We start from the raw sequence: 24,867 nt of genomic DNA on the forward strand, positions 1-24,867 counted from the left end.
TAAATAGGATTACGATTTATTTTTTAGCGCTGCTATAAATAGCGCAACCCAGCCAACGATCAAAGACAATCCTCCCAAAGGCGTGATAGGTCCTAAAATAGACGGATTGCCAAAGCCGGTTATTTCTCGCACACTTAAGACATACAACGATCCTGAGAAAAAAAGTATACCAATGAGGAAAGCAATAAATGATACTTTAATCGAGTACGTCTTTGCTCGCGAAAAAGTAGATAAAAATAACAGGGCGAAGGTATGATAGAAATGATACTGGTTTGCAGTTTTCCAAGTTTCAATATGATATGTACTTACCTTTCCTTCTAGACCATGAGCGCCAAAGGCACCTAATATTACAGCTAATGCTCCCAACAACGAAGCGGCTAAAATGATTTTCTTATTCATTATGTTAAAGTGAATGCTGAAAATGAGTTTCTAGCGATAAATGTATTAAAAACAGAGCAAAATAAGGAATTTTTTGTTAAATTTCTATTACAAAGGCGCATTATAGCAACGATTTTCTATCTCTTCCCATATATTTTTATTAGGTTTGTTTTACGTATGAATCATCATGAGCATCGTGCAGCTCACCAAGATCTTGAACGAGGTTCAAGATTTGTATATCCTTGATAAACATCTGCCGCATGATAACTTCATCACCATTTAAAAAACAAGTTTAGTGTACTTATCTGCTGAAAAGAAAATGAGTACCTCATAAATAGTTGTTCTGCTAAAAACTGCATTTTTAATCGTATCGACCAGCGGGTTAGTGACGATTTATTCGAGTTCTTATCAGGCATTGAAAAAAATAAAAAGGATGAAAAAAACAATCATCATCACTGTTATATTATTCATCGCGGTCATCGCGGCTACGATCTATCTTTTTGGAGACTTCAATAAAAACAATAAACAAGATTCTAAAGCTTTACAATATCTTCCTGAAAATACATTAACCATTGCCTCCTTTGCCAATGATCAGACTGTAGATACGATCTTTAACGACTATGAGCTCTTTAAAGCCATTATTGGCCAACGCAATTTCAGTAATTTGGAACGTCTTAAAGACGAATTATTACGTAGCGAACAGCTAGCACCTCTTGTAGCGGGGCAGCAAGTATTACTGTCTTTTCATCAGGAAAAAGATCAGATTACTCCGCTATATAGCGTTCAGGTTGGTCAAAGCATTGATAATAACGCGCTGGCAACATTGCTTGGAAACGTCGGTAAAAACTACAAGATACAACCCTTTGACACCTTAGGCCAACGATTTTATGGGCTTAATCAAGGTACTAAGGATAGTACACTTTATTGTGCCTATTCCCACGAAATCATTTTCGCCAGCTACTCTAAGCAGGTGCTTTCCCAGATCTTTGATAAACAGGTTAAGAAAATAAGTACCAAACAAATCGAGTTCTTCGTAAACCATAATAATAAAAACACACCACTTAGTCTCTATTTTTTCAATGAGCAACTGTCGCAAATTGCTCGAATACTAATGAAATCCAAATTTGGTACCTATCTCAACCTGATCGATTCGCTGAAGGGCCAAACGTCCTGGAACATGAATTTCAAAAAGGATGCTTTTATCTTTAAGGGTGAAACAGATCTCACGGCGAGCAAAAATAGCTACTTACAGTTATTTGCCACGCAGACGGCTCAAGTGCAAGCTCTGGGGAACTATCTCCCTAAAAATGCAGCATCTTATATAGACTTTAGTATCTCTGATCCCCGTAGTTTCCGCAGCGGATTAAAAGCCTTGTTAGTACAACAAAAAGAAGACGCTCGATTGACGAAAAGTATAAAAAACTTTGAAGAGGACAGCAAAGTATCATTTGACAGTATTATTGCGCCAATTTTCAACGATGAATTTGCACTCGCGGAACTGGACAATCAGGATGCGATTGGTTTGATTAGCATTTCGGATTCCACACAATTTGCCGATAATCTTAAGAAATTCAGTACTGCTGTAGGGGATTCGATCTATCAATTTAAATATTCGAATCTTTTACATGCATTATTTGGAGAACCTTTCAAGAGCTTTACCCGACCCTATTTCACTATTGTAGACAATATCATGGTTGTTGCTGGCCGAACAGGTATCTTGCGAGATTATCGTGAATCTTTCCGGGAAAAGCAATTTCTTTCGGGTACTGCAATTTTCAAAAATCATGCAGCATTGCAGAATAGCCGCAGTAACGTAACGTTCTATTTAGAACCTAAGGCTGGTAAAAGCAATATTCTGGATAACTTAAAAGCTGATTTCGCAAAGAACTTTAAAGATGAGGATGAATATGGCTTTCAAAATTTCTATTCATGGTCCTATCAGCTAAGTGGCAACCAAGGCACATTTTCGTCCAGTTTATATGCACTCTTTAAGAGTGATACGAGACTGGGGGGCAAACCAGAATGGACAGCTCAACTGGAGAACCGAATTATCAATAAACCTTGGATTTTAGATCAAGATGGGAAGAATAAGTTTATCCTGATTCAAGAACAAGATCACACGGTACATGCATTTTCGCCGGATGGAAAAGAGCTTTGGCAGAACCTCTTCCAAGGTGAAATTTTGGGCGAGCCAATTCAGTTACAGGATCTCAGTATTGTCGCCGTTACAAAAAACCGCTTATATCGTTTTATGCCAGATGGTAAAAACCGAACCGGTTTTTCAGTTGAATTGCCATACTCGGCGACTTATGGGGCTACAATTGCCACCTTCAATAAAGAGCAACGTATTTACATTCCCGCAACAGACCGCATTCTTGCCTATACACTCGACGGCAAAAAAGTGGAGGGCTTTGAAAATAATAGCGTGGACGGGCGAATTTTATTCGATTTAAAAACAACCAGTCTAGGGCAGACCAATTATATTATTGCCGGTACAAGCACTGCTTCCGTCTATTTCTTTGATCAAAATGGTAAGGTCATCCATAAAAAAACATTGGATACCGATGGAGAAAGTGTTAAAAATCCAATTGGTTTAGTTGCGGCCTCGGATGAGAAGAACTCCTTCATTTACTTGGCAAACAATAAAGGTAGTGTCTTCAAAATTCCTTTCGAGGGCGAAACCAAAAAAATAAAACTGGGTGACTGGGGCAAAGATGCTTTCTTTAATTTTGAAGATATTAGCGGTGGTGCCGACAGAGACTTTGTTATTCTAGCCAACAACAAACTGAATGCCTACAGTGTAAGAGACTCTTCTTCCTACTTTGAATATAAATTCATCGAAGAGGCCAGTAACAGACCGTTGTTTTTTAAACGAATAGGTAAATCTGATATCATTGGCGTAGGAACCGACAATCGCATGATCTATGTCTTCGGATCTGATGGCTTGGTTCAGGAAGGATTCCCTGTAGAAGGTTTTTCAAAATTCTATTATGGACCGATTAACTATGGCGACAATGCCAATTATCTAATCTGTATGAAGCGGGATTTCAAGATCTATGTATATAAGTTTTAAAAACCTGAAAATCATTTTTTTAGAATCAACACCAAACGCGATAAGATGCAAAAAGATCTTTATAAAAAATTTGTCTAATCTAATTTTTTTATAGTAGGTTTGCAGACTTAATATGACTATGCTGAAATCGGAAGAATTAAAAGAGTTATTGGCTGAACCAAAACGTATTGTAATTACAACGCACTACAAACCAGATGGGGACGCTTTGGGTTCATCTTTAGGATTGTACTTTTGGTTAACCGCGAAAGGACATCAGGTAAATCTCATTGTACCGTCAGACTTTCCTGCCTTTTTGGATTGGTTACCTGGCTTGGAAAATGTACAAATTTATACACAGGATATTGACCTGCACGATCAACAGATTGACGCAGCTGAATTAATTTTCTGCTTGGATTTCAATGGTCTTGCCCGTATTCACGAGATGGGTGAACCTATTCGTCAAGCGAAGGCAATCAAATGTATGATTGATCACCATTTGGATCCGGAAGGATTTGAAGACTACGCTTTTTGGGATTCATCTGCAGCAGCGACTGCACAATTGATCTATCGCTTCTTGGTCCATGAGATGCAAGATCCAGACCATATCAGTGCTGACATGGCGACATGCTTATATACCGGTATTATGACCGATACGGGCTCTTTCCGCTTCCGTTCGACCACTGCTGAAATTCACCGCATCATTGCATCACTCATTGATTGCGGCGCACAAAACTGGGCTATTCACGAAGAGATATACAATAGTTCGTCTGAAAGCCGCCTGAAATTCTTAGGGTTCTGTCTACTGAATCGTCTAGAGGTTATCCATGAATATAACACCGCCATTATCCATGTAACCAAAGCGGATCTCGCGCAGTTTGAAGTTATCACCGGCGATACCGAAGGATTGGTCAATTATGCACTTTCAATTAAAGGAATTCGATTGGCTGCTTTAATTATTGACAGAAATGAACAAATTAAACTATCTTTGCGTTCGATTGGAGAAGTTCCTTGCAATGAGATCTGTAAATTATATTTCAATGGGGGTGGGCATCTTAACGCTTCAGGCGGTAATTCGAAAGAAAGCCTCGAAGCAGTGATTGCTAAATTCAAATCGGTTTTACCAAATTATAAAGAAATATTAACAAAATAAGATATCGTAACATACATTAGAAAATGAAGAAAGCAATTCTATTTTTCGCGGCTGCCGGTCTTTTGATGACGTCATGCCAAAAATTCAAAAAGGCTGAAGGTGGTCTTGAGTATAAAATCGTAGATGATAATGCAAAAGAAAAAGCAGTATCAGGCGATTTATTAGCACTTGACATGGTTGTGAAAACGGACAGAGATTCTACAATGCAAAGTACATATGACATGGGAGTCCCTCAAATCGTTCAATTATACCCAGATAGTATCATCGCAAAAAATCCAGGTGACCCTACTGGTTTATTCAAATACGTAGGTGAAGGCGATAGCTTGGTATTCAAAATCAACTTGGATTCTATGGCTGCTAAAACACACCAACCAAAACCAGAGTTTGCAGATAAATTCATTGTTTATTCGATCAAAGTCAAAAAACACTTCAAAAAAGGAAAATTGACAGACCAACAATTGGGCGAACAAGTTCAGAAATATTTTGAAGAAGAATTAAACAAACACAAAGCTGCTGAACCAGCTAAACTTGAAAAATATATCAAGGATAAAAACTTGAAAACAACAAAAACAGCTTCAGGTCTTCAATACGTAATCACGAAACCTGGAACAGGAACAAATGCAAAAGTAGGTGATTCTATTCATGTGAACTATGTAGGTTCATTAACTACAGGAAAAGTATTTGATACAAATCTTCCAGATGTAGCTAAAAAAGAGAAAGTTTTCAACCCTCAACGTCCTTATGAGGCATTAAAGTTCCAATTAGGTGTTGATGGTGTGATCCCAGGATGGACTGAAGCTTTCCAATTGTTTAACAAAGGTACAAAAGCAACTTTAGTCATTCCTTCATCTTTGGCTTATGGCGATCGCCCTTCAGGTGTTATCCCTCCATATGCTCCTTTAGTATTTGAAGTAGAAGTATTGGATATTAAACCTGGAAAAGTTCCTGCTCCTACAGCAACAACTCCAGGCATGGTAGCGCCTACTGGAACTACTGCTCCAGCGGCAACAGCTCCTGCAACGAAAGCTCCAGCAGCAAAAAAATAATTTGACTGTAAATTTCAGTTAACAAAAAAGCGGTTTCACCAAAATGAAACCGCTTTTTTGTTATTCCTGTTTTTATTGGTTATGCGTTAACCTTCTTATCTTCTTTTTTGATCTTCCGTATTTTTAGCCACAGTATTACTACGGCCAATATAAAACTGATGATCATAATGATGGTTAACGCGATCAGGGCCTTATCGGTATGGTAATTTTCAGCATGCTGAATAAACATTAACCTAAAAATTCGTAGATAATGGGTTGATGGGATTACATTTGCTATTGCCTGTACCCATCCTGGCATTAGACTCGACGGCCAGGTAAAGCCACTCAAGATAAATGCTGGCGTTGCAATTACCATAAGGACTTCTGTCGATTTCAATTGCGAAGGTAGGACAATGCTGACGAGTACACCGATAAAACATACGGCGAGCAGAAAGACGAAAGTACACAGGACAAAGCGCCCAAACTCGGCCTGTAAAGGCATACGGTAATACTGACCAAAACCCCAATATAAAACCAGAATACCAATAGACATCAAAACATAAGGTAATATCTTAACAAGAATAAGCCCAATTGGATTACCGATTTTACGTACAAGCTCTGGAAATGTATTGCCTTCAAACTCCGAGGAAAAAGACAAAGCCAAGCCTAAGAGCAAGACCTGCTGCAGCACGGTAATAAGCACTCCCGGCAGCATAAAATACAGGTAATTTCCACTTCGGATATTTTGCTTAACAAAAGTTGTCTTAAAAGGTTCGTACTGCTGTGCAGCAATCATTGCGGGAACACCACGTTTCATTTGAGCCTGAATCTGTATGCCCGCTTTCAACGTCGAGGCACAAACATTAACAGCCATCATGGCTGTATTGGAGGTCAACGTATTGGCACCATCTACGAAAACAGTCATTTCGGGCAAACGTCCCTGTTGTACTCCAGATGCAAAACCCTTAGGAATATGCACAATCGTTGTTGCCTCATATTGCATGGCAATATCTTTTGAATCAAATAAGGACGGTAATACACGGGCAACGTCAATACTCTCATTATCGGAAAGCATATCAATAAATGAACTGCTTAAGGGGCTATTATCCTCATCAACCACAATGATCGGCATCTGCGTTACCTTACCTTGTTGATAGACGTGCCCCACCAAAACACCGTACAATACAGGTGCCCCCAGAAAAAGCATCAATAGCACTTTATTATTGAAGAAGAGCTTAAACTCTCGTTGGATCAATTCTAAAAATTTTTTCACAGTCAAGCTCTTTAATTCGCATGGAGAACCACAAGCGTTTTTGTTAACAAATCTTTGCTACCGGCAGCATCTTCAGGGATAACCTTCAATTCAAATACAGCCTGTTGCGGATCGAAATCAGGATAAGCTGAGGCGATGCTTGCATACGAATTTAAGGCTTTAATACTAATCACCTTCGCTTTAACCTTTTTGTGATTCAAATAAGGAATTTCTACCTCCACGACCTCTCCTTTTTGAAGTTTCCCCATTTTATTTTCGGGCAATGTGAATCTAAAATAGGTCGATCGATCGAGGAAACCATTTATAATGGGATAACCAGCCATCGCCAATTCACCGACTTTCAGATTAATCGTCTCCACACTCATGTCCTGTGGAGCAATGACATATTTCTCCTGCGCAGCAACATTGACTTCAGAGATCGCTCCAAGTGCACGTTCTTTTTGCCCCAAGGCCATAATCTGCTGTTCCTGTCTAGCCCCACCCCTTGCTTCAGCTAATTCAGCCTGTGCTGCAAGATATTGATTTTTGGCTCCCTGATATTTGGCGTAGGTCTCGTCGTACTTTTGTTGTGGAATAAGACTGTCCTGCAGAAGGGCATCCAACCGACCTATAGATTTTTTCGCAAATTCATATTGTTCCTTAAGTCCATCTACCTTCGCTTGCAATTGCACGAGTTGTCCTTTCGTAGCGCCCCGGACTGCCATGTTATATTGTGCATCAGCAGACTGTAGTGCCCCTTTTGCCTGTTCTTCTTTAGCATCCACTTCGGGAATACTCAAAATAGCCAAGGTATCACCCGCATGCACAAAGTCCCCTTCTTCAACCAGAAGCTTCGCAATTTTTCCCGGGACCTTTGTCACAACCGTCACCTGCTCACGCTCCACCTTACCTTCAATAGGCTTCTCCTTCACTTGATTTGTACAAGAAACAAAAATAAACAGCGATAATATCCCATATAAATTCTTCATGTTACTCATGTATAGTTTGTAATAATTTTCCTGATGTATGTAGTAATTCGACCGCAGCAGTACGTTGCTGCAATACATTGTTAAAATAACCCAAATTAACTTTGTACCAATCGTTTTCAGCAGCCAACAACTCCGTAACATCTATTAAGCCGGCTTGATACTGTTTAACAGCCATAGAAAGGTTATTTTCGGCAACTTTCAACTGCTGTTCTCCCACTTTCAACTTTTGGTTGCCAGTCGTATAGGTGACTGTATTCTTGCTCAATAATAGATTTAACTTTTCCTGCGTATCTTCCCGCTTGGTCGTATTGATATGTTGATCGAGTTTGACTTGCTTAATCTTATTGTGATGTTCCCCGCCGGTATAGAGATCCCATTTAACCCCTACGCCGACCATGACATTGGGACTTCCCTTGATGGAATTAAGTGGCAAATTGACTGTACCAAACAGGGGTTGGTCTTTCACCGTGAGTTTAGAATTGAAAACATTCAGATAGTTTGCAGATCCAAAGGCAAAGACAGCAGGAAGAGCTCCCCCCTTTTCTTTTTTATACAGATATTCATACGCTTTTGAAGAAGCATCTAGCGCTTTCAATTCGGATCTTTGTTCGACATCACGTGGTAGCTCTGACAAAAATATAGGTTTAAGTCCATAATGAATTCCACCAACCTCCTGAAAAGACACGCCAGTTTCTTGTTCGATCTTTTGGCACAACAAATCCCGATTGCCAGAAAGTTCTACCTTTTTCTCTTCCAATTCCAGTAATGCCAATTTCAATTTATCTCTATCATAAGGTATTGCAAGTCCATTTTGAATCGCTTTATTCACTTTTTCCTGTTCTTTTTTTAATCGCTTTTCAGAATCTACAATTAATTTATCCACCTCATCCAACAACATTAATTGATCAAATGATGCTATAATATCCTTAGAGAGTGTCTCTCGACTGGCCGATTCTAAATATTGTTGTGCCGCAGCTTTCTCCTGCAATGCTTTTATTCCATTCGGAATCTGTAATCCGGAAAAGATAATCTGCTTTACAGACACTCCCGCATAAGCAGCTTGCCCATGCATACTAAATCCTGTTGCTCCTTCAAACAGGCCTAGGTTCAACAAAGGAATATTAACTGTAGGAATATCAATACTCCCATTGCTATGTACATAACCGTATAGCCCGAGTGCGGAGACGTGCGGCAACCGATTTGCTTTAACACCATCAGCTTCCAGATGTGCTTTATCGACTTCGTAAGCCTTCAATTTCAATTCTTTATTTGTCTGAAAGGCTTTTTGAATAATGTCTTTTACCGATGGGTCAATCAATGATTGCGCATGTAGTTTGTTTATAAACATAACCGACGCCAAAGTCAACAAACCCAGGCATAACCTCTTATTCATCATATGATTCATTTATTCTTATAAAAATAGGACAACAACCGCCTCTTTTATCTGTTTAACAGTAAATCTTACGGTATGTTTGACTTCTGACTCTTTTTATTACGACCTATCTTTCCAAGGGGCAATAATAATCGTTACTACTGTCCTCATGGCATGAAGGGGCGGTCCTCCTCCTAATGGCGTTTTCCAAGATACGAAAAAGGAATTCATCTCAATCGAAGGAATCCTGTATTAATTTTCATTTTTGCTAATTAATAAGTTATCTTTGGAGATCGAATTGAAATTTTGGTAATTAAGTCTACCACTTTATTCGATAATAATAAAAACAAGTTTTTACCCTAACCCACTGCTTCCACGCAGAAAACTATGTTGCTTACAGATACACACACACACATTTATTACCATGCAGGAACCGAAAAACTGCAAGAACATCTACAACGTTGCTTTGATAATGGCATACAACGCCTTTTTTTGCCGAATGTGAATAGCGCTTCCATAAAACCTGTATTTGATACCGTAGCAGCTTATCCAGAACATTGTTTTCCCATGCTTGGATTACATCCCTGCGACGTAAAGGAAAACTATGTGGAAGAGTTAGAAACCATCCGAAAGAGCTTGGAAACAAACAAAGTCCATGCCATAGGTGAGATTGGGCTGGATCTTTATTGGGATAAAAGCACGCTTGAAATTCAAAAAGATGCCTTTCGAACTCAGGTTCAATGGGCTAAAGAATTAAATTTACCAATCGATATCCATTGTCGGGAAGCCTTTACTGAATTGTTCGAATTATTGGAAGAACTCCACGACGACAGACTGTTTGGCGTTCTGCACTGCTTTACGGGCAGCCTGGAGCAGGCCCATCATTCGATCGATTTAGGGTTCGCCCTTGGTATTGGCGGGGTCGTTACCTTTAAAAAAGCGGGCTTAGATCAAGTCGTTAAAGAAATCGACTTGAAGCATATCGTTCTTGAGACCGATGCACCCTATCTGGCACCTGTCCCTTTCCGCGGTAAAGAAAATGAGAGCAGCTATTTGGTTTACGTCGCTCAAAAAGTAGCTGATCTGCATCAGATTTCCGTCGAGAAGGTCGCCGAAATCACAACAGAAAATTCAAAACGTATATTTGGTATATAATTTCAAAACTCAATGCATAATATCTTTATTATCTACACAGGTGGGACCATTGGAATGGTTAAAGATGAAACAGGAACATTCGTTCCTTTCGACTTTGAATTGATCAAACGTAATCTCCCTGATTTAAGTCGCTTAGACTATAAGCTGACCGTGCACTCTTTCGAACCTATTATCGATTCATCCAACATGAAGCCTGAAATATGGATTGAAATGGCACAAATTATTAAGGATAACTATGCGAATTACGACGGTTTTGTTATTCTACACGGTTCCGATACAATGGCTTTTACGGCCTCCGTACTGAGCTTTATGTTGGAAGGACTCCAAAAACCGGTCATTTTATCCGGCTCTCAGCTACCTATCGGTGAGATCCGAACGGACGCCAGGGAGAATATGATGACAGCGTTGGAAATCGCTTCGGCGAAGCAGGATGGCATCTCCATTATCCAAGAGGTATGTATTCTTTTCGACAATAAATTATTCCGCGGCAATCGCTCATTTAAATATAATTCGGCCAAATTTGAGGCCTTTAGATCGCCAAATTATCCTGTATTGGTCGAAGCTGGTATTCACCTCAAATACAATACAGATGCTTTATTAAATAATATTGATAAAGAATTTATCCTACATACCAAACTGGACAACAGGGTAGCTGTATTAAAATTATTTCCGGGAATCTCTGCACAAACTATCAAAGCAGTCCTGGATTCCGATGTCCGCTCCATTGTTATGGAAACATTTGGATCGGGCAATACAACCACCGACACCTGGTTTCTGGATTTATTGAAGGAAGCCATTGAACAAGGTAAAAATATCCTCAACATTTCACAATGTAAAGTAGGGTCTGTTGAATTAGGTCGTTATGAGACTTCACAAGGACTTAAATCTATCGGCGTGCTCAATGGCTACGACCTTACATTTGAAGCGGCAGTAACTAAATTGATGTATCTTCAAGGTGAGTTAGAAGATCAAAAAGAAGTCGCCTATTGGATTGAAAAGGATATTCGTGGTGAATTGACAATCAATGACTAATGACCAACGGTACAAAAGTATAAAAAGGGAGCTGCACGTCATGCAGCTCCCTTTTTATGATCAATTTCTATGAATTCCTCCCGCAGATTTATTTGCGAGAAAAGGTGATATTCCTAGTCGTGCGTCAAACTAGCCAGCACTTCCGCAACAACAAAATTGCTTCCGCCAACAAAAATTAGGTTACCTTGCTGATACGCCTCTTTTGCTGCATCAAACGCGGCTTCCACGGATGGATAATCGAGTCCAACTAGACCAAATTCCAAAGCTTCTTTTCGCAACACATCCGCTGGCATTGCACGCGGCATATCCGGAGCGGAGAAATAATAGATTGCATCCTTCGGCAGATAAGGCAACATATGGGATAAATCCTTATCACGCATTGCCCCTATCACAAAGTGCAATTTATCATAAACCGTTGTCGCCAAATTTTTGAGCACTTCATGAATTCCGTCCTCGTTATGCCCTGTATCGCAGATGATAAATGGATCCTTAGACAATTGTTGCCACCGCCCTTGAATTCCTGTACTTGTTTGCACGTTTTTCAGCGCGCGATGAATATGTTGATCACTGATCTCAAAGCCCAGTTGACGTAACTCATCCACAGCTAATAACACGCCGGCAAGATTTTTCACCTGATAAGAGCCTTTAAGATCGAGCTGATATGTTGCTTGATGACCGTTAGGATCAATAGCCTGCACTGTTAAATAATCTTGGTCGACTGCCAGCATCTTGGTCTCATACTTGTCAGAAGCGAATTGTATCGGCGCATGCTCCATCGCTGCTTTATCCACAAACACAGCAGCCGTTTCTTCGGCATATTCCGAAATAACGACAGGTGTATCTCTTTTGATAATTCCCGCCTTCTCCGCAGCAATTTCTGCCAGTGTATTACCGAGAAGATTCATGTGATCAAAACCGATATTGGTAATTACGGACAGCAAAGGCTGAATAATATTGGTGCTATCCAAACGCCCGCCAAGGCCGACTTCAATGACAGCGATATCAACCTTTTTCTTCTCGAAATAATCAAAAGCCATGGCTACAGTAATTTCGAAAAAGGATGGACTGACTTCTTCTATAAGCTCGCGATGGGTATTGACAAAATCGACAACAAATTCTTGCTCACATAACTTTCCATTGACACGAATACGTTCTCTGAAATCCAGTAAATGTGGTGAAGTATAGAGACCGGTCTTATAGCCTGCTTCGGCCAAAATAGCGGCCAACATATGGGAGGTAGATCCCTTTCCGTTTGTGCCAGCAATATGTAAAGTTTTGAATTTTCGCTGTGGGTCGTCCAACGCAGCGCAAAGTTTGATGGTATTGTCAAGGTCTTTTTTGAAGGCAGAGGCGCCATCCCTTGTAAACATAGGCAATCGAGTATACAGATACTCAATTGCCTCATTATAAGCATTCATGTGAATGATTTTTATCTTAATCTAAAATTGAACACAATCCGTCCCGTCTGTGAGTCGGGAGCATTCGGCAATTGGTTTAGCCTAGCGCCACGTACAGCACGCTCACATTTCTCCAATAACGATGGATCGGTGATCGTCGTTCCTTTTACACCAGCACGCGCATAGGTGATAACCCCTTGCTTATTGACTCTAAACTCCACAGCAACCTTTCCTGCTTGCTGTCCATTGTCGTCGATACTTGGCCGTTGCGTAAAGCTTCGGTTTTCAATAGACAACATCATGTTACCGTTTCCAGATCCTCCTTCGCCATAATTACTTGCTAAAGGATCACCTAGTTTGGAACCTTGATTTCCAGGTGTTGTTCCTGTACCATCACCAGCTCCTTTACCATTATTTTTATTCCCTTTAAAAAGTGCTTTAGCGTTTGCCTGCGGAGCCACTTCCTTCACTTCTTTGGTGGTTTCAGGCGCCTTTGATACTACCTTTTTTTCGGTTTTTGTTACCGCAGGAGCATCTTCCAGATCTTGCGTAGCGACTGCCTTCTCCGCAACTTGTTGCGTTGGAGTTGGGGTAGGTGTTTCGACAGGATCGATACGGTCTGGGCGCTCATTATTCGCATTGGGATCTACAGAAGGTTCCTCAACGCTCATATAGTCATCCCCCATACCTTCGGGTGATGTCCCATAATTAACGATCATTCCCCCCATTCCATATTCATCCGGAGCCTGTGCCTTAAAAACAACAAAAAAACCAATCAAGAGCAACGATGCCATGACTAGAGTCGATATCCCCAGCGCTTTGGGGAAATTATTTTCTTCATGTTGAAGATGATATCTCATCGCATTAATCTCCTATATTAACATATGAACAATAAACTCTCAAAAAGTTTAATTATTCTTACTTATCTTTTTTGGGTTCTGTTGCCAATACCACTTTAATCTTCAATCGATTAGCTACATCCATAACAGAAATAACATTTTGAATAGGAACCGTATTATCGACATAGAGCATAATTGTCACTTCCTCGCCTGCAGCCGTTTGGGATTGAATTGCAGCCTCCAATCCTTCAATTGGAACGGGTGTTTTATCAATAAAATAGCCCAAATCTTTTGTAATCGATACCGTGACGGTCTTTTTAGCAACAGATTGTTCTCCCGCACTTGACTTTGGCAACAATAGCTTCACCACTTGCGGATTAGAAACTGCAGAAGCCAACAGGAAGAATAACATCAGGAAAAACATGATATCATTCAGCGCTGAAGTATGTACTTCCGCAGATGGTTTATTTTTTCTACTTCGTAAGTTCATTATCTTCCGGGTTCATCCAATAAATCAATAAATTCTACTGCATCCGTTTCCATCCGTAAAATCAATCGTTCCACCATCATATTCAGGATATGGTAGCCTAAATAAGCTAAGATACCCACCGCAAGACCTGATGCAGACGATACCATTTTTACATATAGTCCCCCAGATACAGAAGCAATATCAATACCACCTGCTAATTCCACGTCGTGGAAAATCTTAATTACTCCAAAGATTGTACCTACGAAACCAAGCATAGGGGCAATACCAGCAATAATACCCAAAATATTGATGTTCTTTTCTAACTTGGCAACTTCCAATTTACCCACGTTTTCGATCGCTCCTTCAATATCTTTGATCGGTCTGCCGACACGCAATAAGCCTTTTTGCAACATGCGTCCCAAAGCTGAGTTACTTGAACGAACTACAGCTAACGCTGAATCCAAGTTCCCCGACAACACATTTGCCTTTACTTGCGACATTAAGCTGTTATCATATTTTGCAGCACGACGAATCGTCAAATAACGCTCAAAAAAGATAACCAATCCAATAAAGAACAACAGTAAGATTGGAACCATAATCCATCCCCCTTTGATCATCATATCGATCAAACTCATGTTTTCTGTAGGCGCAGCAGCAGGTAATGGTTGTTGTGCAGCTTGATTAAACGAATCCACAGCAACCCGTGCTGTATCTTGTACTAATGACATAATTATTAATAGTTTTATATAGTTTTAACTTTTATAAGATCTTTTCTACCCAAGCATCCTTAATTTTATTGAGTACCGACTTCTTCGCAAGCTGTGCTTCCTCATTTGTCATGTAGGTATTTAAGATAATTTTCTTTCTATCTTTTTTATTTTTCCCTTCAACTGCCCGTGCTGTTTTATAGCCCATCGCACGAAGACGTTGTGCCTCCTGCTCGGCGCTTGCCATAGTTTTTGCTGATCCAATGACCACCTGGTATCGCGGTTGAGCAACAGGAATGGACTCCTTAATCACAGGATTTGCTTCCAGAACCGGAGGTTTTGCTGCAGCATTGGTCGCTGGTACAGCAGCTGTCTTTTTAACAGAATCGGCTACATTACGCTTAACCAATGAATCGACTTGCTTTAAACTATCGGCTTGCGTATTGGACAAGGTATCAGCAGGTATGATCGGCTTTTGTTGAACAAGGGTATCTGCCGTCTTTACGACAGGTTTGGTCGACCCGAATAACGAATCCTTTAATGCAGGATTGGTGTAAACGACCGCAACAGCAACCATTGCCAGCACAATAATTCCAGTCATCCAATACCAGATCGCATTTGAATTACGCGGCTCTTCCTCATAGATATTTGGTGCATATGCCGAATTGGCGTTAGCCGACGCAATAGCACCGATTTCTTTTTTTGAAGTGATTTCTTCCTCTGGAGTAACCGATTGATTACTACCAGCTATCAAAGCTGCCTCCACAGGTTCAAGCTCCTCCGTTTCCTCTTTTGTTAATGGAGATTCTTCGGTTTCATCATCATTAAGATCATTTGCCAATTCAGTTTCCTGTACAGTCTCATTCAATACAGGATCCTTTACAACGGCCGGCTCGTGTGCTGTTTCAGTTTCCTCTTCAACCTCGATCGTTTCGTCTTGATCATCTGCCGTATCCGAAATAGACTCCCCGACAGGCTCTATGTTATGATCAGCTTCCACTACAGGATCTTCTTCAACAACAGGGTCATCTTCAACAGCTAAGTTCGTAAGTTCTTCTTCTTTCGCTTCTTCCAAAGAAGAAACGACTGTTTCAATCTCTGGTGCAACAAGATTTGTAACGGGCTGGAAATCGAATCCAGATAGATCCAAGGGTTTGAAGACTAAACTTGCGCCATAACTAATCAATAAGCCAAGATCATCCAATTTGACCTGTCCAAATTGCCCCAAATCAGCCCGCAGGTTCTCAACAGTTTCCGACAAGATCTGTTGTGCCTGATTTAGGCCCAAGTTTTCCTGCTGTTGGATATAATGAACAATATTAAACCCATGTTGAGCAGAGTAGTCCAGCTCAACATAAGAAATTGGTGGCAAAAACACATTATTTTGTTTATCGAACTGAGCCGGAGAATGAATTCGTTTGAACACACCTATTCCGGGCACGTATACTTCCGCATAACGTTTTAATAAACTATTGATGTTTTTGCCTAGATTCATCGCGCACTATGTTTAAGATGCAAATTTATAATCTTAATTCGTTAAAACGAATAATTAAGACCACCAATTACATTAAAGCCCAATCTTGGGTAATACATATAACGTTCGTATTCTTTTCCAAAAATGTTATTTGCTTTGACGAAAATACCAAATTGTTTTTTGATTCGGTATTCTGCGCCCGCATTAAGATCAGCAAATGAACCTATTGTTGCCTTATGCCCACTGTTGGCAATACGACTGCCATCTGTGTTATAATCATAAATATATGCATAGGTATTGCCTTGTGTAGAAAGTTCAGCATCTACGAAAAATTTATCGGAAATATTGAAGCGTGCATTAGCTTGCATGCGGAATTTGGGCAAGCCCCATGCTTCTTCCTCATCACTCAATTTATAATCGTCTATATACACTTTTCCGCCTAGATTAACCAGCTGTGAAAGACGTACATTGATTTCTCCTTCCAATCCCATATGTTTAGCCTTATTGATCACGCCATCATAAACGACATCAAAAGCCCAAGGCACATAACCATTTTGACTATCGCCAAATGCACTATTTTTAAATAAAGGCAGTCCTTCAATCTGCTTGTAGAATACCTTTACTTTATAACCAAATGTTGCACCGGCATTTCCTTTTAAACCTGCATAAACATTCATTTTCTCAATCGAGTTGATCATTTTAGCGTTAGGAGCCAAATACGGATTTTCTTTAGCGAAACTACGGAAAGAAGCTTGTTTTACGCCACCATTAATCCCGGCAAACAAAGAGATGTATTCAGGTGCCAATGCAAAATCAGCCTCCACCGATGGGAAAATATTGAATCTTGAGCTATCGCCAAATTCAGAAGTTAAATTCGCACCCAAGGTTACGTTATAGTTGTCGCCCTTAAAACGAATATATGGATTGATAACCGCCAAATGATTTTTTACCTCAGCGCTATCTTTCACGTTATTCATTGTCACGCTTAAATTTGCCCCAACATTGAATGCACTTAAACGCTTATTCAAATAACCGGATAATGCGATCGAATTTTCTTTGGCTTTGTAGGCATCTTTAAACAAATAGCCATCAACTTTTGCGGAATAGCTTAATGCCTGCTCATTCTTCGGATCCACATTACTTGAGAGCTCTCCATTCAAATAGATATCTGTAAAGGTCTGTTTATCCGGAGTTGTATTCAACAAAGTTGTTCCCGATTGGTCAAAAGTCTGACCATAGAAATTCGTTCCATAACGATTGTATCCGATGGTACCTTTAACGGTTACGGCATCCAATACACGGCGACCAAAGATACCGATATCCTGTGTACTGAACTTCTGTCCATCAATATTACCCTTTTGGCTCAAATGCTTTGCAAATAAGCCAAATCGTGTGTTTTCAAACTGCTCAGAAGCTAAATAAGCCTCTCCCAATATACTGTTATAGTTACCGATACCAAATTTGACATAGTTGCTACTATGCTCAAAAGGTTGCGCAAAAGGAATCTCCTGTACATTCAATTGTTTCAACCCCGTATTGATATCCAATTTCTTGTCCAAAATATTGTTGTAGGACAATTTGGGTTGGTATTCCCGTTTGTTGGTCATATCCGGACTGCGGCGGATTTTTACAGCATCCGCAAGAATTGGTTTATAATCACGAACAACATCAAAAGAATCGATAGTGACCGGTTTTTCAGGATCATTCTTCTTGCCTGTTTCCTGTGCAAAAGAATTCAATCCCACGCCCATCAAAAGCGCTGCTAAAGTATATTTCTTCACGTTTCTATTTTGCAACTTCTTCATTGTATCCTATTTCTTTTTGTTGTTCAATTTATTTAGACGTTCTTTTGCTGCTGGCAAAATATCATCTTTCGCATCATAGTTATCCACAATCGATTCAAGTGTAGCTTTTGCTTGGAAAGTATCCCCCTTACCTGCATAAGCATCTGCCATAGTGATAAAACTTTTCGCTACCCAATATTCGTACGAAGAGAAATTATCAGATAGATCCATAGCTGTCTTAATACAAGCATCGTATTGTTTATTTTCCAATTGAAGCACTGCAACATTGTATTTTGCTTCTGCACCGAAGACGGTACGGCTCTTCAATGCTGCTAAACTGAATTCTTTCATGGCTTCAGTTTTCTTATTCTGCTTCACATAACATTTGCCGGCATACAAGAAGGCATTTGCGATCTCCTCTTCCGAAGACTTCTCGTAATTCTTGACAGCATTGGTATAATTTAAGGCTTCTTTATAATCCCCAATCTGAAAATAAGAGACCATTAAGTTATTGATTGCGAAACCATAGTTAGCCTTATACTCAGAAGTAAGCTCCAGTTTTTTCAACAACTGTGTCGCTTCGTTATATTTCTTTTGTTTCAAATATAAATTGGAAACCGAAATCAACGTGCGTTCTGTATAAGGAGACGTCCAGTCATTCAAGATAATATTGTAATCATGTAATGCATCTTCTGTATTACCCAGAGCTGCGTTACTTTCAGCACGAACAAAACGTGCATATTTCTCTTGATTTGGTTTCGGGAATTTGTCGAAATATGCATTTACAGCTTCCACCGCCCCTTGATAATTACCTCTGGAGAATAAAGTCGTCGCAGTCGAGAATGAGCGTGAATCTTGTTCAGATTTCGAAACGTCACCTAAATTTGTTCCCGTTGCATATTTGATATATCCTGTTGCATCGCCTTTGTCCAAATAGATGTTCTCAATGGAACGCATGGCCTGTCTTGCTTCATCTGTTGATGCATATTGGTCAACTACACGTTGGAAAGTTGCCAATGCAGCATCATTGTTATCTTGATTATATTGAACCAGACCAATCGTCACCAAAGCACGTGGCACATAACTACTGCGCGGATATTTTTCAACCATTGTTTGAAGGCCTGCAATTGCCTGATCACTTTCTCCCATCAAGAAACGTGTATAAGGAATCTCAAAAGCAATATCGTCGGCATAATTCGAACTCGGGAATTGCGCAATAACAGCATTCAATGTTGAAATTTTACCATTGTTATCCCCTTGTAATCCTTGAATAATACCACGTTGGAATAAAGCGTAATCCTGGCTAGGAGCTTTAGAAGAGATTAACTTATTGTATTCTGTTAATGCTCTACCGTAGTTTTTCGAAGAGAAATAAGAATCACCTAAGCGTGCAATTGCATCATTACGTGTATTCATTTCAATTCCTTTCGAACCACCAGACGCTAAGAAACGCTCGAAGTAATTTGCCGCCGTGCTGTAGTTACCATTACGGAAAGCCGCATAGGCTAACGCATAATTGGCATAGCCATACACATCCGTTTTGCTAGCTCCCGGCAAGCGTAAGAATTTATTGAAATTTGTAACCGCTTCACCATATTTACGAACTTCGTACATGGCTTCCGCTTTCCAATAGGTGGCTAAAGCGTAAATTTCCTCGTCATAACGGAACTCTTCGGAGCGCATGAATAGGGAAATTGCATTTTCAAAAGCACGCTCGTTATAATATTCCAAACCTCTGTAGTAGGTTACCTTTTGATAAGCTGCGTTTGCTTCTTTTCCACGTTTAGGGATAGATTCCAAAATATCAACTGCTTCGCGGTAGTTTTTTGTACTCAACAATACTTCAGCAAGTAAAGTTTTCGCTTCCTCCAAACGTTTCGATTTTGGATACGTTTTCAAGTATTCTTGTGTAGAAGCCAAAGCCACTTGGTGGAATTCCAACTCATACGAAAGCTTAGCATAGTTGAATAAGCCCTCTTCTTGCATTGCCGGATCAAAATCCAATTTCGAAGCCCGGAAAAATGCATTACGCGCAGATTGCTTATTGCCTTTCTTCAAGAAAGCATCACCTAGGGTAATCATCGCAGACTGATAATAAGCGTCAGGCTCGGTCATTTTTTCCAATTCCGTGATCGCTTTATCGTAATCCTTCAATTTGTAAGCGATGTAACCGATTTGGTAGCTATCCTGATTATTCTGCGTCTTACCTTGATCTTGTGCCTGGAATTTATCGTAATACTCTTTTGATGTTTTTAAATCACCTTTGATAAAGTATGTTGCCGCTATAATACGGAACATCTCTGTTTCATTTTCTTGTTTTGTCCGCGACAAAATTGGCAATGCATAATCCAATACATCGTCGTAGCGTTTATCCAAGAAATACAAAGCAGTGATATAATAGGGGTAACTATTTTCGAATTGTTTGGATCCATTCAAACGCTCAAATTCATTCAACGCCGTTTTATACTCGGCGTCTAAGTAAGAAAGATACGCGTAATAATAGATGGAAGCTTCCTGAAATTCAGTTTTTTGATCTTTCAATCCTTCAAATAATGGTTTCGCCGTTTTATAGTCTTTAGTCATAAAGGAAGCGTATCCATATTTAAAGCGATATTCTACATTTTCTTTACCTGCTAAATTTTTGCTATCGATCTTATTAAACCACTCTAAGGCCTTAACATAATCTTTTTTAGCATAATAGGATTTACCGATTTGAAAATAAGCTGCTTTAGCATTTGCACTGACAGGGAAATCCTTAATGTATTTCAGAAAACGGTTTTCGGCATCAGATTCGCCCAATTCCAGTGCGCAAACTGCTTGATAATACCGTACGTTCTCTTTCAACAAAGAAAGTTCCTCTGTTTCGTCCAATTGCAAGTTGGATTTTGTCCGCAAAGCTTCAACACGGTCAAATTGGGCTGAAGCAGAACTAAATTTTCCGCGTTCATACAATTCCATTCCTGTTTTGTACGCCTTGTTGATTTGTTGCCATTCTGTCTGTTGCGCTAATGCTGGCGTCGCCATAACGGTTAATGCAACTCCCACCTGGTAAATCTTCTTATACATAATATGTGAAACCTTAATATGTTATTTATCTGCAAATGTAAATGAATCTCCCTCCAACCCGCGATAAATTTGCTTTAACCGGCGAATTTATCAAAAGCTTCTCAGCCATGAAAGGCTTTAAGATAGCCCCAAATTTATTGAAAATCAATTCAAATCTCCACTTCTTAGGGAGATAGTTTTATTCATATTACTAAATTATACTTTAATTGAGCTATTTTACACAAAAGTTATTAACATCTGTGAATAATCCTGTATTATAACGGAAATTTTGCACAAAAAATATGCCCGACAAAAAATAAAGTCAGGCATACTATTGTAGCATTAGAAAACAGTGTTATTTAGTCTCCCACGTGCATTAACGCAGGGCGAAACCAATTTCAACTATCCGCGTTGCCCTGCTAGTAGATACAAGACAGCCATGCGCACAGCAACACCATTTTCAACCTGATCCAAAATAATTGAATGTTCGCTGTCCGCGACATCCGATGTGATTTCGACCCCTCGATTGATTGGTCCGGGGTGCATAATTGTAATTGGCTTCTCTAAAGAATCCAAAATCTCTTTATTCAATCCATATAGCATGGAATATTCTCTTAAGGAAGGGAAATAGGCAATATCCTGACGCTCCAATTGAATCCGTAACATATTTGCAACATCGCACCAGTTCAGCGCTTTTCTCAAATCATGCTCTACCTTTACACCCAATGAGGTAATATGTTTAGGAATTAATGTGGTCGGACCACAAACCATCACTTCAGCACCTTGCTTTTGAAGACATAAGATATTCGACAAGGCAACGCGTGAATGTGTGATATCCCCAACAATAGCTACTTTACGACCAGCTACATCGCCATAGCGTTCACGAATTGAAAATGAATCAAGCAAAGCTTGTGTAGGGTGTTCATGTGCTCCGTCACCTGCATTGACAATCTGTGCATCAACATGTTTACTTAGAAATACCCCAGCCCCAGCATAGGGATGTCGCATTACAATCATATCAACCTTCATGGCCAGAATATTGTTCACCGTATCGATGAGTGTCTCCCCCTTACTTACGGAAGAGGAGGATGCTGCAAAATTCACGATATCCGCAGAAAGCCTCTTTTCAGCTAGTTCAAAAGACAAGCGTGTACGTGTAGAATTTTCAAAAAACACGTTGGCAATCGTAATATCCCGTAATGACGGAACCTTTTTAATTGGCCTATTTAATACCTCTTTGAAATTACTTGCTGTATCCAGGATCAATTGGATATCGTTCTCATTTAGATCTTTGATCCCCAATAAATGGCGGGTACTTAATTGTTCTGCTACAGATGACATTTTATAGTATATTCAAATATTTACTAATCATTTTTTTTCTGAAAGTGTCTGATCTTATTGGCCAGAAAGAACCTTCAGTTTGCTTTCATTGCTGTTGGCGTCTGCGAAGTCATGAAGGTTTTATTGAAAGTGCCTGTTTCCAAAGGTCAACAATAACCTTCAGTATCGTCATGACACCGCTATTAATCCCTAGCTGACGCCTTCTTTTCTGTAATCAAGATAATACTATCCTGATCCTCTGATTCTTTCCAGTTAACAATTACTTTTTGTGAATCAATAGAATCTACCTGTATTCCGATATAATCGGGCTGAATAGGGATCTGTCTAGAAAACCGGCGATCGACCAAAACAAGCAATTCTATTCTTCTTGCACGGCCAAATGCCTGCACAGCATCCATTGCCGCACGAATAGTACGTCCTGTCCATAAGACATCATCTATAAAGATCACCTCTTTACCTTCTACAATAAAATTGATATTTGTGCTATTTGCTAAGATTGGACCAGTATTCCCTTTCGTACGGAAGTCATCGCGATAAAAGGTAATATCCAAATCGCCAACTAAAATCTCTTTTCCGATCATTTGTTCAAGCTCTTTGACGATGCGTCTCGCTAAGAAAGTTCCTCGGGGTTGAATACCTATGACGACAGCATTTGAAAAATCACCGTGATTCTCAATCAATTGACGACATAGTCTTTGAATTGTGATTTGAAATTTTGGTCCGTCTAATAAAATCGACTGTTTCATTATGGGAATGTTTGAGCAAAGCTACACTTTTTTTAACAAAAACGAAGCCTTGAAGGGCAATTAATTTCAATATTTGCATCCAACTGGCACAATAACAAAAAGTGATTTAAACAAAGATTATCTTCCTTTCCGGGAAATTTACAAAGCCATTATTCCAGCACATTACCAGATTTTGAAGTTATATACAATACGCATTGCCAACCATTTACAGCAAATTCCATAACATCGAAATGCTATAGGTAGCGACTATTCATCTAGCTCGGCACGTTTATTATTCCGTGCAAAAAAATACACTGGTACACCGATTAATACAAGTATAAAGCCTGGCCAGGTATATTGTGGCTTATAGATAATTAATAATACACAAAATACGGTACCTATCAACAGGTACAAGATTGGTGTAATCGGAAAGAGGAAGGTTTTGTAGGAACGTTCCAAATCCGGTCTCCGGATACGTTGAATAATAACGCCCAGCACTGTAATCATATAGAATATAACAATAACAAAAGATATCATATCCAGTAAATTGCCATATTGTCCGCTCAGGCAAAGTAAGGAAGCCCAGATTCCCTGAAGCCATAACGATCGTGCGGGCACATCATATTTGTTATTGGGAATCGCCTGCTTCAGAAACAATCCATCTTTTGCCATGGTCTGAAAAACACGCGCTCCGGACAGCGCAAGTCCATTAACACAGCCAAAGGTCGAGATCATAACCAGAATCGCCATCGCTATCGTGCCCGTATGTCCTAATATTTTTTCAGCCGCCGCTATGGCAACACGATCATTTGCCGCAAAAGCAATTTCCTCTCTATTTAATGCCGCTAGGTAAATGTAATTACAGCTTATATAGAGCAACATCACCAAGCTCGTCCCGATAACCAATGCCCGAACAACATTACGCTGCGGATTGACAATCTCTCCGGAAACAAACGTTACATTTTCCCAGGCCACACTACTAAATACCGAACCTACCATTGCAGCAGCTAATGCCCCCATCAGTACGCCCCCCGAGATCTGCGACCAGCCAGCACCTTTCAAATTTTGAAAAGAATCCCAGCCATAAGCCATATTTTCTGAAAAATGATTTTCCTTAATCAAGAACAGACCGCCTAAAATCAGTAAAACCAGCGCAATGATTTTTGCTGAAGTAAAGAAAGATTGAACAGCTTTTCCACTCTTGATCCCTCTTGTATTGATAAAGGTCAGGAGAATAATAACACCCATAGCGACAATCTGTATCCAGGTAATCTTAAACTCTCCACGCTGAAATAGCGGCGCTGCATCATTTAACTGCGGAATAAGGTAGGCTGTAAACTTACCAAAGGCTACAGCTACAGCTGCTATCGTTCCCGTTTGAATAACTGTAAATAAACTCCAGCCATATAAAAAGCCAATTGGCTTCCCAAATATTTCTGTCAGATAGGTATATTGTCCCCCAGCCTTCGGATACATAGACGACAATTCGCCATAGCAGATTGCCGCCGCAACAGTTGCTAATGCGGTCAATAACCAAACTATCGCCAACCAATATCCGGATCCCAGCTGCCGCATCATATCACTCGATACAATAAAAATACCGCTTCCGATCATCGACCCCATGACCAGCATAACTGCATCCCACAATTTTAATTGACGTTTCATCATAACTTAAGGTTGG

The 24,867-nt window shown here is 39.9% G+C and carries 19 protein-coding genes; 5 read left to right on the forward strand and 14 right to left on the reverse strand.

Features of this window, described 5'->3' with window-relative positions; translation table 11 throughout:
- Positions 1-9: 9 nt before the first annotated feature.
- Positions 10-399: a DUF423 domain-containing protein gene (locus tag B3297_RS12720; RefSeq protein ID WP_046672738.1), complete on the reverse strand. Its 390-nt coding sequence runs from the start codon at positions 397-399 to the stop codon at positions 10-12.
- A gap of 412 nt (positions 400-811) precedes the next feature.
- Here B3297_RS12720 and B3297_RS12725 point away from each other — a divergent pair, with 412 nt between their 5' ends.
- From B3297_RS12725 to B3297_RS12735, 3 genes are all read left to right on the forward strand, one after another.
- Positions 812-3,451 (forward strand): hypothetical protein, encoded by a 2,640-nt coding sequence (locus B3297_RS12725; RefSeq protein WP_146753065.1) that lies wholly within the window; start codon positions 812-814, stop codon positions 3,449-3,451.
- 118 nt (positions 3,452-3,569) lie between these two features.
- Positions 3,570-4,580 carry a DHH family phosphoesterase gene (locus B3297_RS12730; protein WP_115046634.1) on the forward strand — a complete coding sequence of 337 codons (1,011 nt, stop codon included), beginning with the start codon at positions 3,570-3,572 and terminating at the stop codon, positions 4,578-4,580.
- 23 nt (positions 4,581-4,603) lie between these two features.
- On the forward strand, positions 4,604-5,626 hold the full coding sequence (locus B3297_RS12735; protein WP_046672741.1) for an FKBP-type peptidyl-prolyl cis-trans isomerase: 1,023 nt from the start codon (positions 4,604-4,606) through the stop codon (positions 5,624-5,626).
- A gap of 79 nt (positions 5,627-5,705) precedes the next feature.
- Here B3297_RS12735 and B3297_RS12740 read toward each other — a convergent pair whose 3' ends face one another.
- Genes B3297_RS12740 through B3297_RS12750 form a run of 3 tightly spaced genes read right to left on the reverse strand, consistent with a single transcriptional unit; the run spans position 5,706 to position 9,242 of the window.
- Complete coding sequence (locus B3297_RS12740; protein ID WP_286767797.1) at positions 5,706-6,878, reverse strand: ABC transporter permease; 1,173 nt, start codon at positions 6,876-6,878, stop codon at positions 5,706-5,708.
- An 11-nt stretch (positions 6,879-6,889) separates the two neighbouring features.
- Positions 6,890-7,846, reverse strand: a complete 957-nt coding sequence (locus B3297_RS12745; RefSeq protein WP_159333412.1) for an HlyD family secretion protein — start codon at positions 7,844-7,846, stop codon at positions 6,890-6,892.
- Between the two features lies 1 nt (position 7,847).
- A complete protein-coding gene (locus B3297_RS12750; RefSeq protein ID WP_236560286.1) occupies positions 7,848-9,242 on the reverse strand; it encodes a TolC family protein in 1,395 nt (464 codons plus the stop codon).
- A 363-nt stretch (positions 9,243-9,605) separates the two neighbouring features.
- Between B3297_RS12750 and B3297_RS12755 the strand changes: the two genes are divergently transcribed.
- Both B3297_RS12755 and B3297_RS12760 read left to right on the forward strand, forming a co-directional pair.
- Positions 9,606-10,373, forward strand: coding sequence for a TatD family hydrolase (locus B3297_RS12755; RefSeq protein ID WP_112374856.1), 768 nt, complete (start codon positions 9,606-9,608; stop codon positions 10,371-10,373).
- Between the two features lie 12 nt (positions 10,374-10,385).
- Entirely contained in the window at positions 10,386-11,405 is a 1,020-nt protein-coding gene (locus B3297_RS12760) for an asparaginase (protein WP_046672745.1), read from the forward strand.
- Between the two features lie 113 nt (positions 11,406-11,518).
- Here the strand turns inward: B3297_RS12760 and B3297_RS12765 are convergent, their stop codons facing one another.
- From B3297_RS12765 to B3297_RS12810, 10 genes are all read right to left on the reverse strand, one after another.
- Complete coding sequence (locus B3297_RS12765) at positions 11,519-12,823, reverse strand: bifunctional folylpolyglutamate synthase/dihydrofolate synthase (RefSeq protein ID WP_112374857.1); 1,305 nt, start codon at positions 12,821-12,823, stop codon at positions 11,519-11,521.
- 11 nt (positions 12,824-12,834) lie between these two features.
- Complete coding sequence (locus tag B3297_RS12770; RefSeq protein WP_046672747.1) at positions 12,835-13,662, reverse strand: energy transducer TonB; 828 nt, start codon at positions 13,660-13,662, stop codon at positions 12,835-12,837.
- Between the two features lie 58 nt (positions 13,663-13,720).
- A complete protein-coding gene (locus B3297_RS12775; RefSeq protein WP_286778990.1) occupies positions 13,721-14,131 on the reverse strand; it encodes an ExbD/TolR family protein in 411 nt (136 codons plus the stop codon).
- Positions 14,131-14,838 (reverse strand): MotA/TolQ/ExbB proton channel family protein, encoded by a 708-nt coding sequence (locus B3297_RS12780; protein ID WP_112374858.1) that lies wholly within the window; start codon positions 14,836-14,838, stop codon positions 14,131-14,133. Before B3297_RS12780 ends, B3297_RS12775 begins: the two co-directional genes overlap by 1 nt.
- Positions 14,839-14,869: 31 nt before the next feature.
- Positions 14,870-16,312: an SPOR domain-containing protein gene (locus B3297_RS12785; RefSeq protein ID WP_112374859.1), complete on the reverse strand. Its 1,443-nt coding sequence runs from the start codon at positions 16,310-16,312 to the stop codon at positions 14,870-14,872.
- Between the two features lie 41 nt (positions 16,313-16,353).
- Positions 16,354-18,096, reverse strand: coding sequence for a TonB-dependent receptor (locus B3297_RS12790; protein ID WP_046672750.1), 1,743 nt, complete (start codon positions 18,094-18,096; stop codon positions 16,354-16,356).
- 6 nt (positions 18,097-18,102) lie between these two features.
- Positions 18,103-21,141, reverse strand: coding sequence for a tetratricopeptide repeat protein (locus tag B3297_RS12795; protein ID WP_115046620.1), 3,039 nt, complete (start codon positions 21,139-21,141; stop codon positions 18,103-18,105).
- A gap of 381 nt (positions 21,142-21,522) precedes the next feature.
- On the reverse strand, positions 21,523-22,461 hold the full coding sequence (locus B3297_RS12800) for an aspartate carbamoyltransferase catalytic subunit (RefSeq protein ID WP_046672752.1): 939 nt from the start codon (positions 22,459-22,461) through the stop codon (positions 21,523-21,525).
- 182 nt (positions 22,462-22,643) lie between these two features.
- Complete coding sequence (gene pyrR, locus B3297_RS12805) at positions 22,644-23,207, reverse strand: bifunctional pyr operon transcriptional regulator/uracil phosphoribosyltransferase PyrR (protein WP_112374861.1); 564 nt, start codon at positions 23,205-23,207, stop codon at positions 22,644-22,646.
- Between the two features lie 246 nt (positions 23,208-23,453).
- Positions 23,454-24,854, reverse strand: coding sequence for an APC family permease (locus B3297_RS12810; RefSeq protein WP_236560287.1), 1,401 nt, complete (start codon positions 24,852-24,854; stop codon positions 23,454-23,456).
- Positions 24,855-24,867: the final 13 nt, after the last annotated feature.

The sequence above is a fragment of the Sphingobacterium sp. UBA3519 genome, assembly GCF_002377215.1.
GTDB classification, from domain to species: domain Bacteria; phylum Bacteroidota; class Bacteroidia; order Sphingobacteriales; family Sphingobacteriaceae; genus Sphingobacterium; species Sphingobacterium multivorum.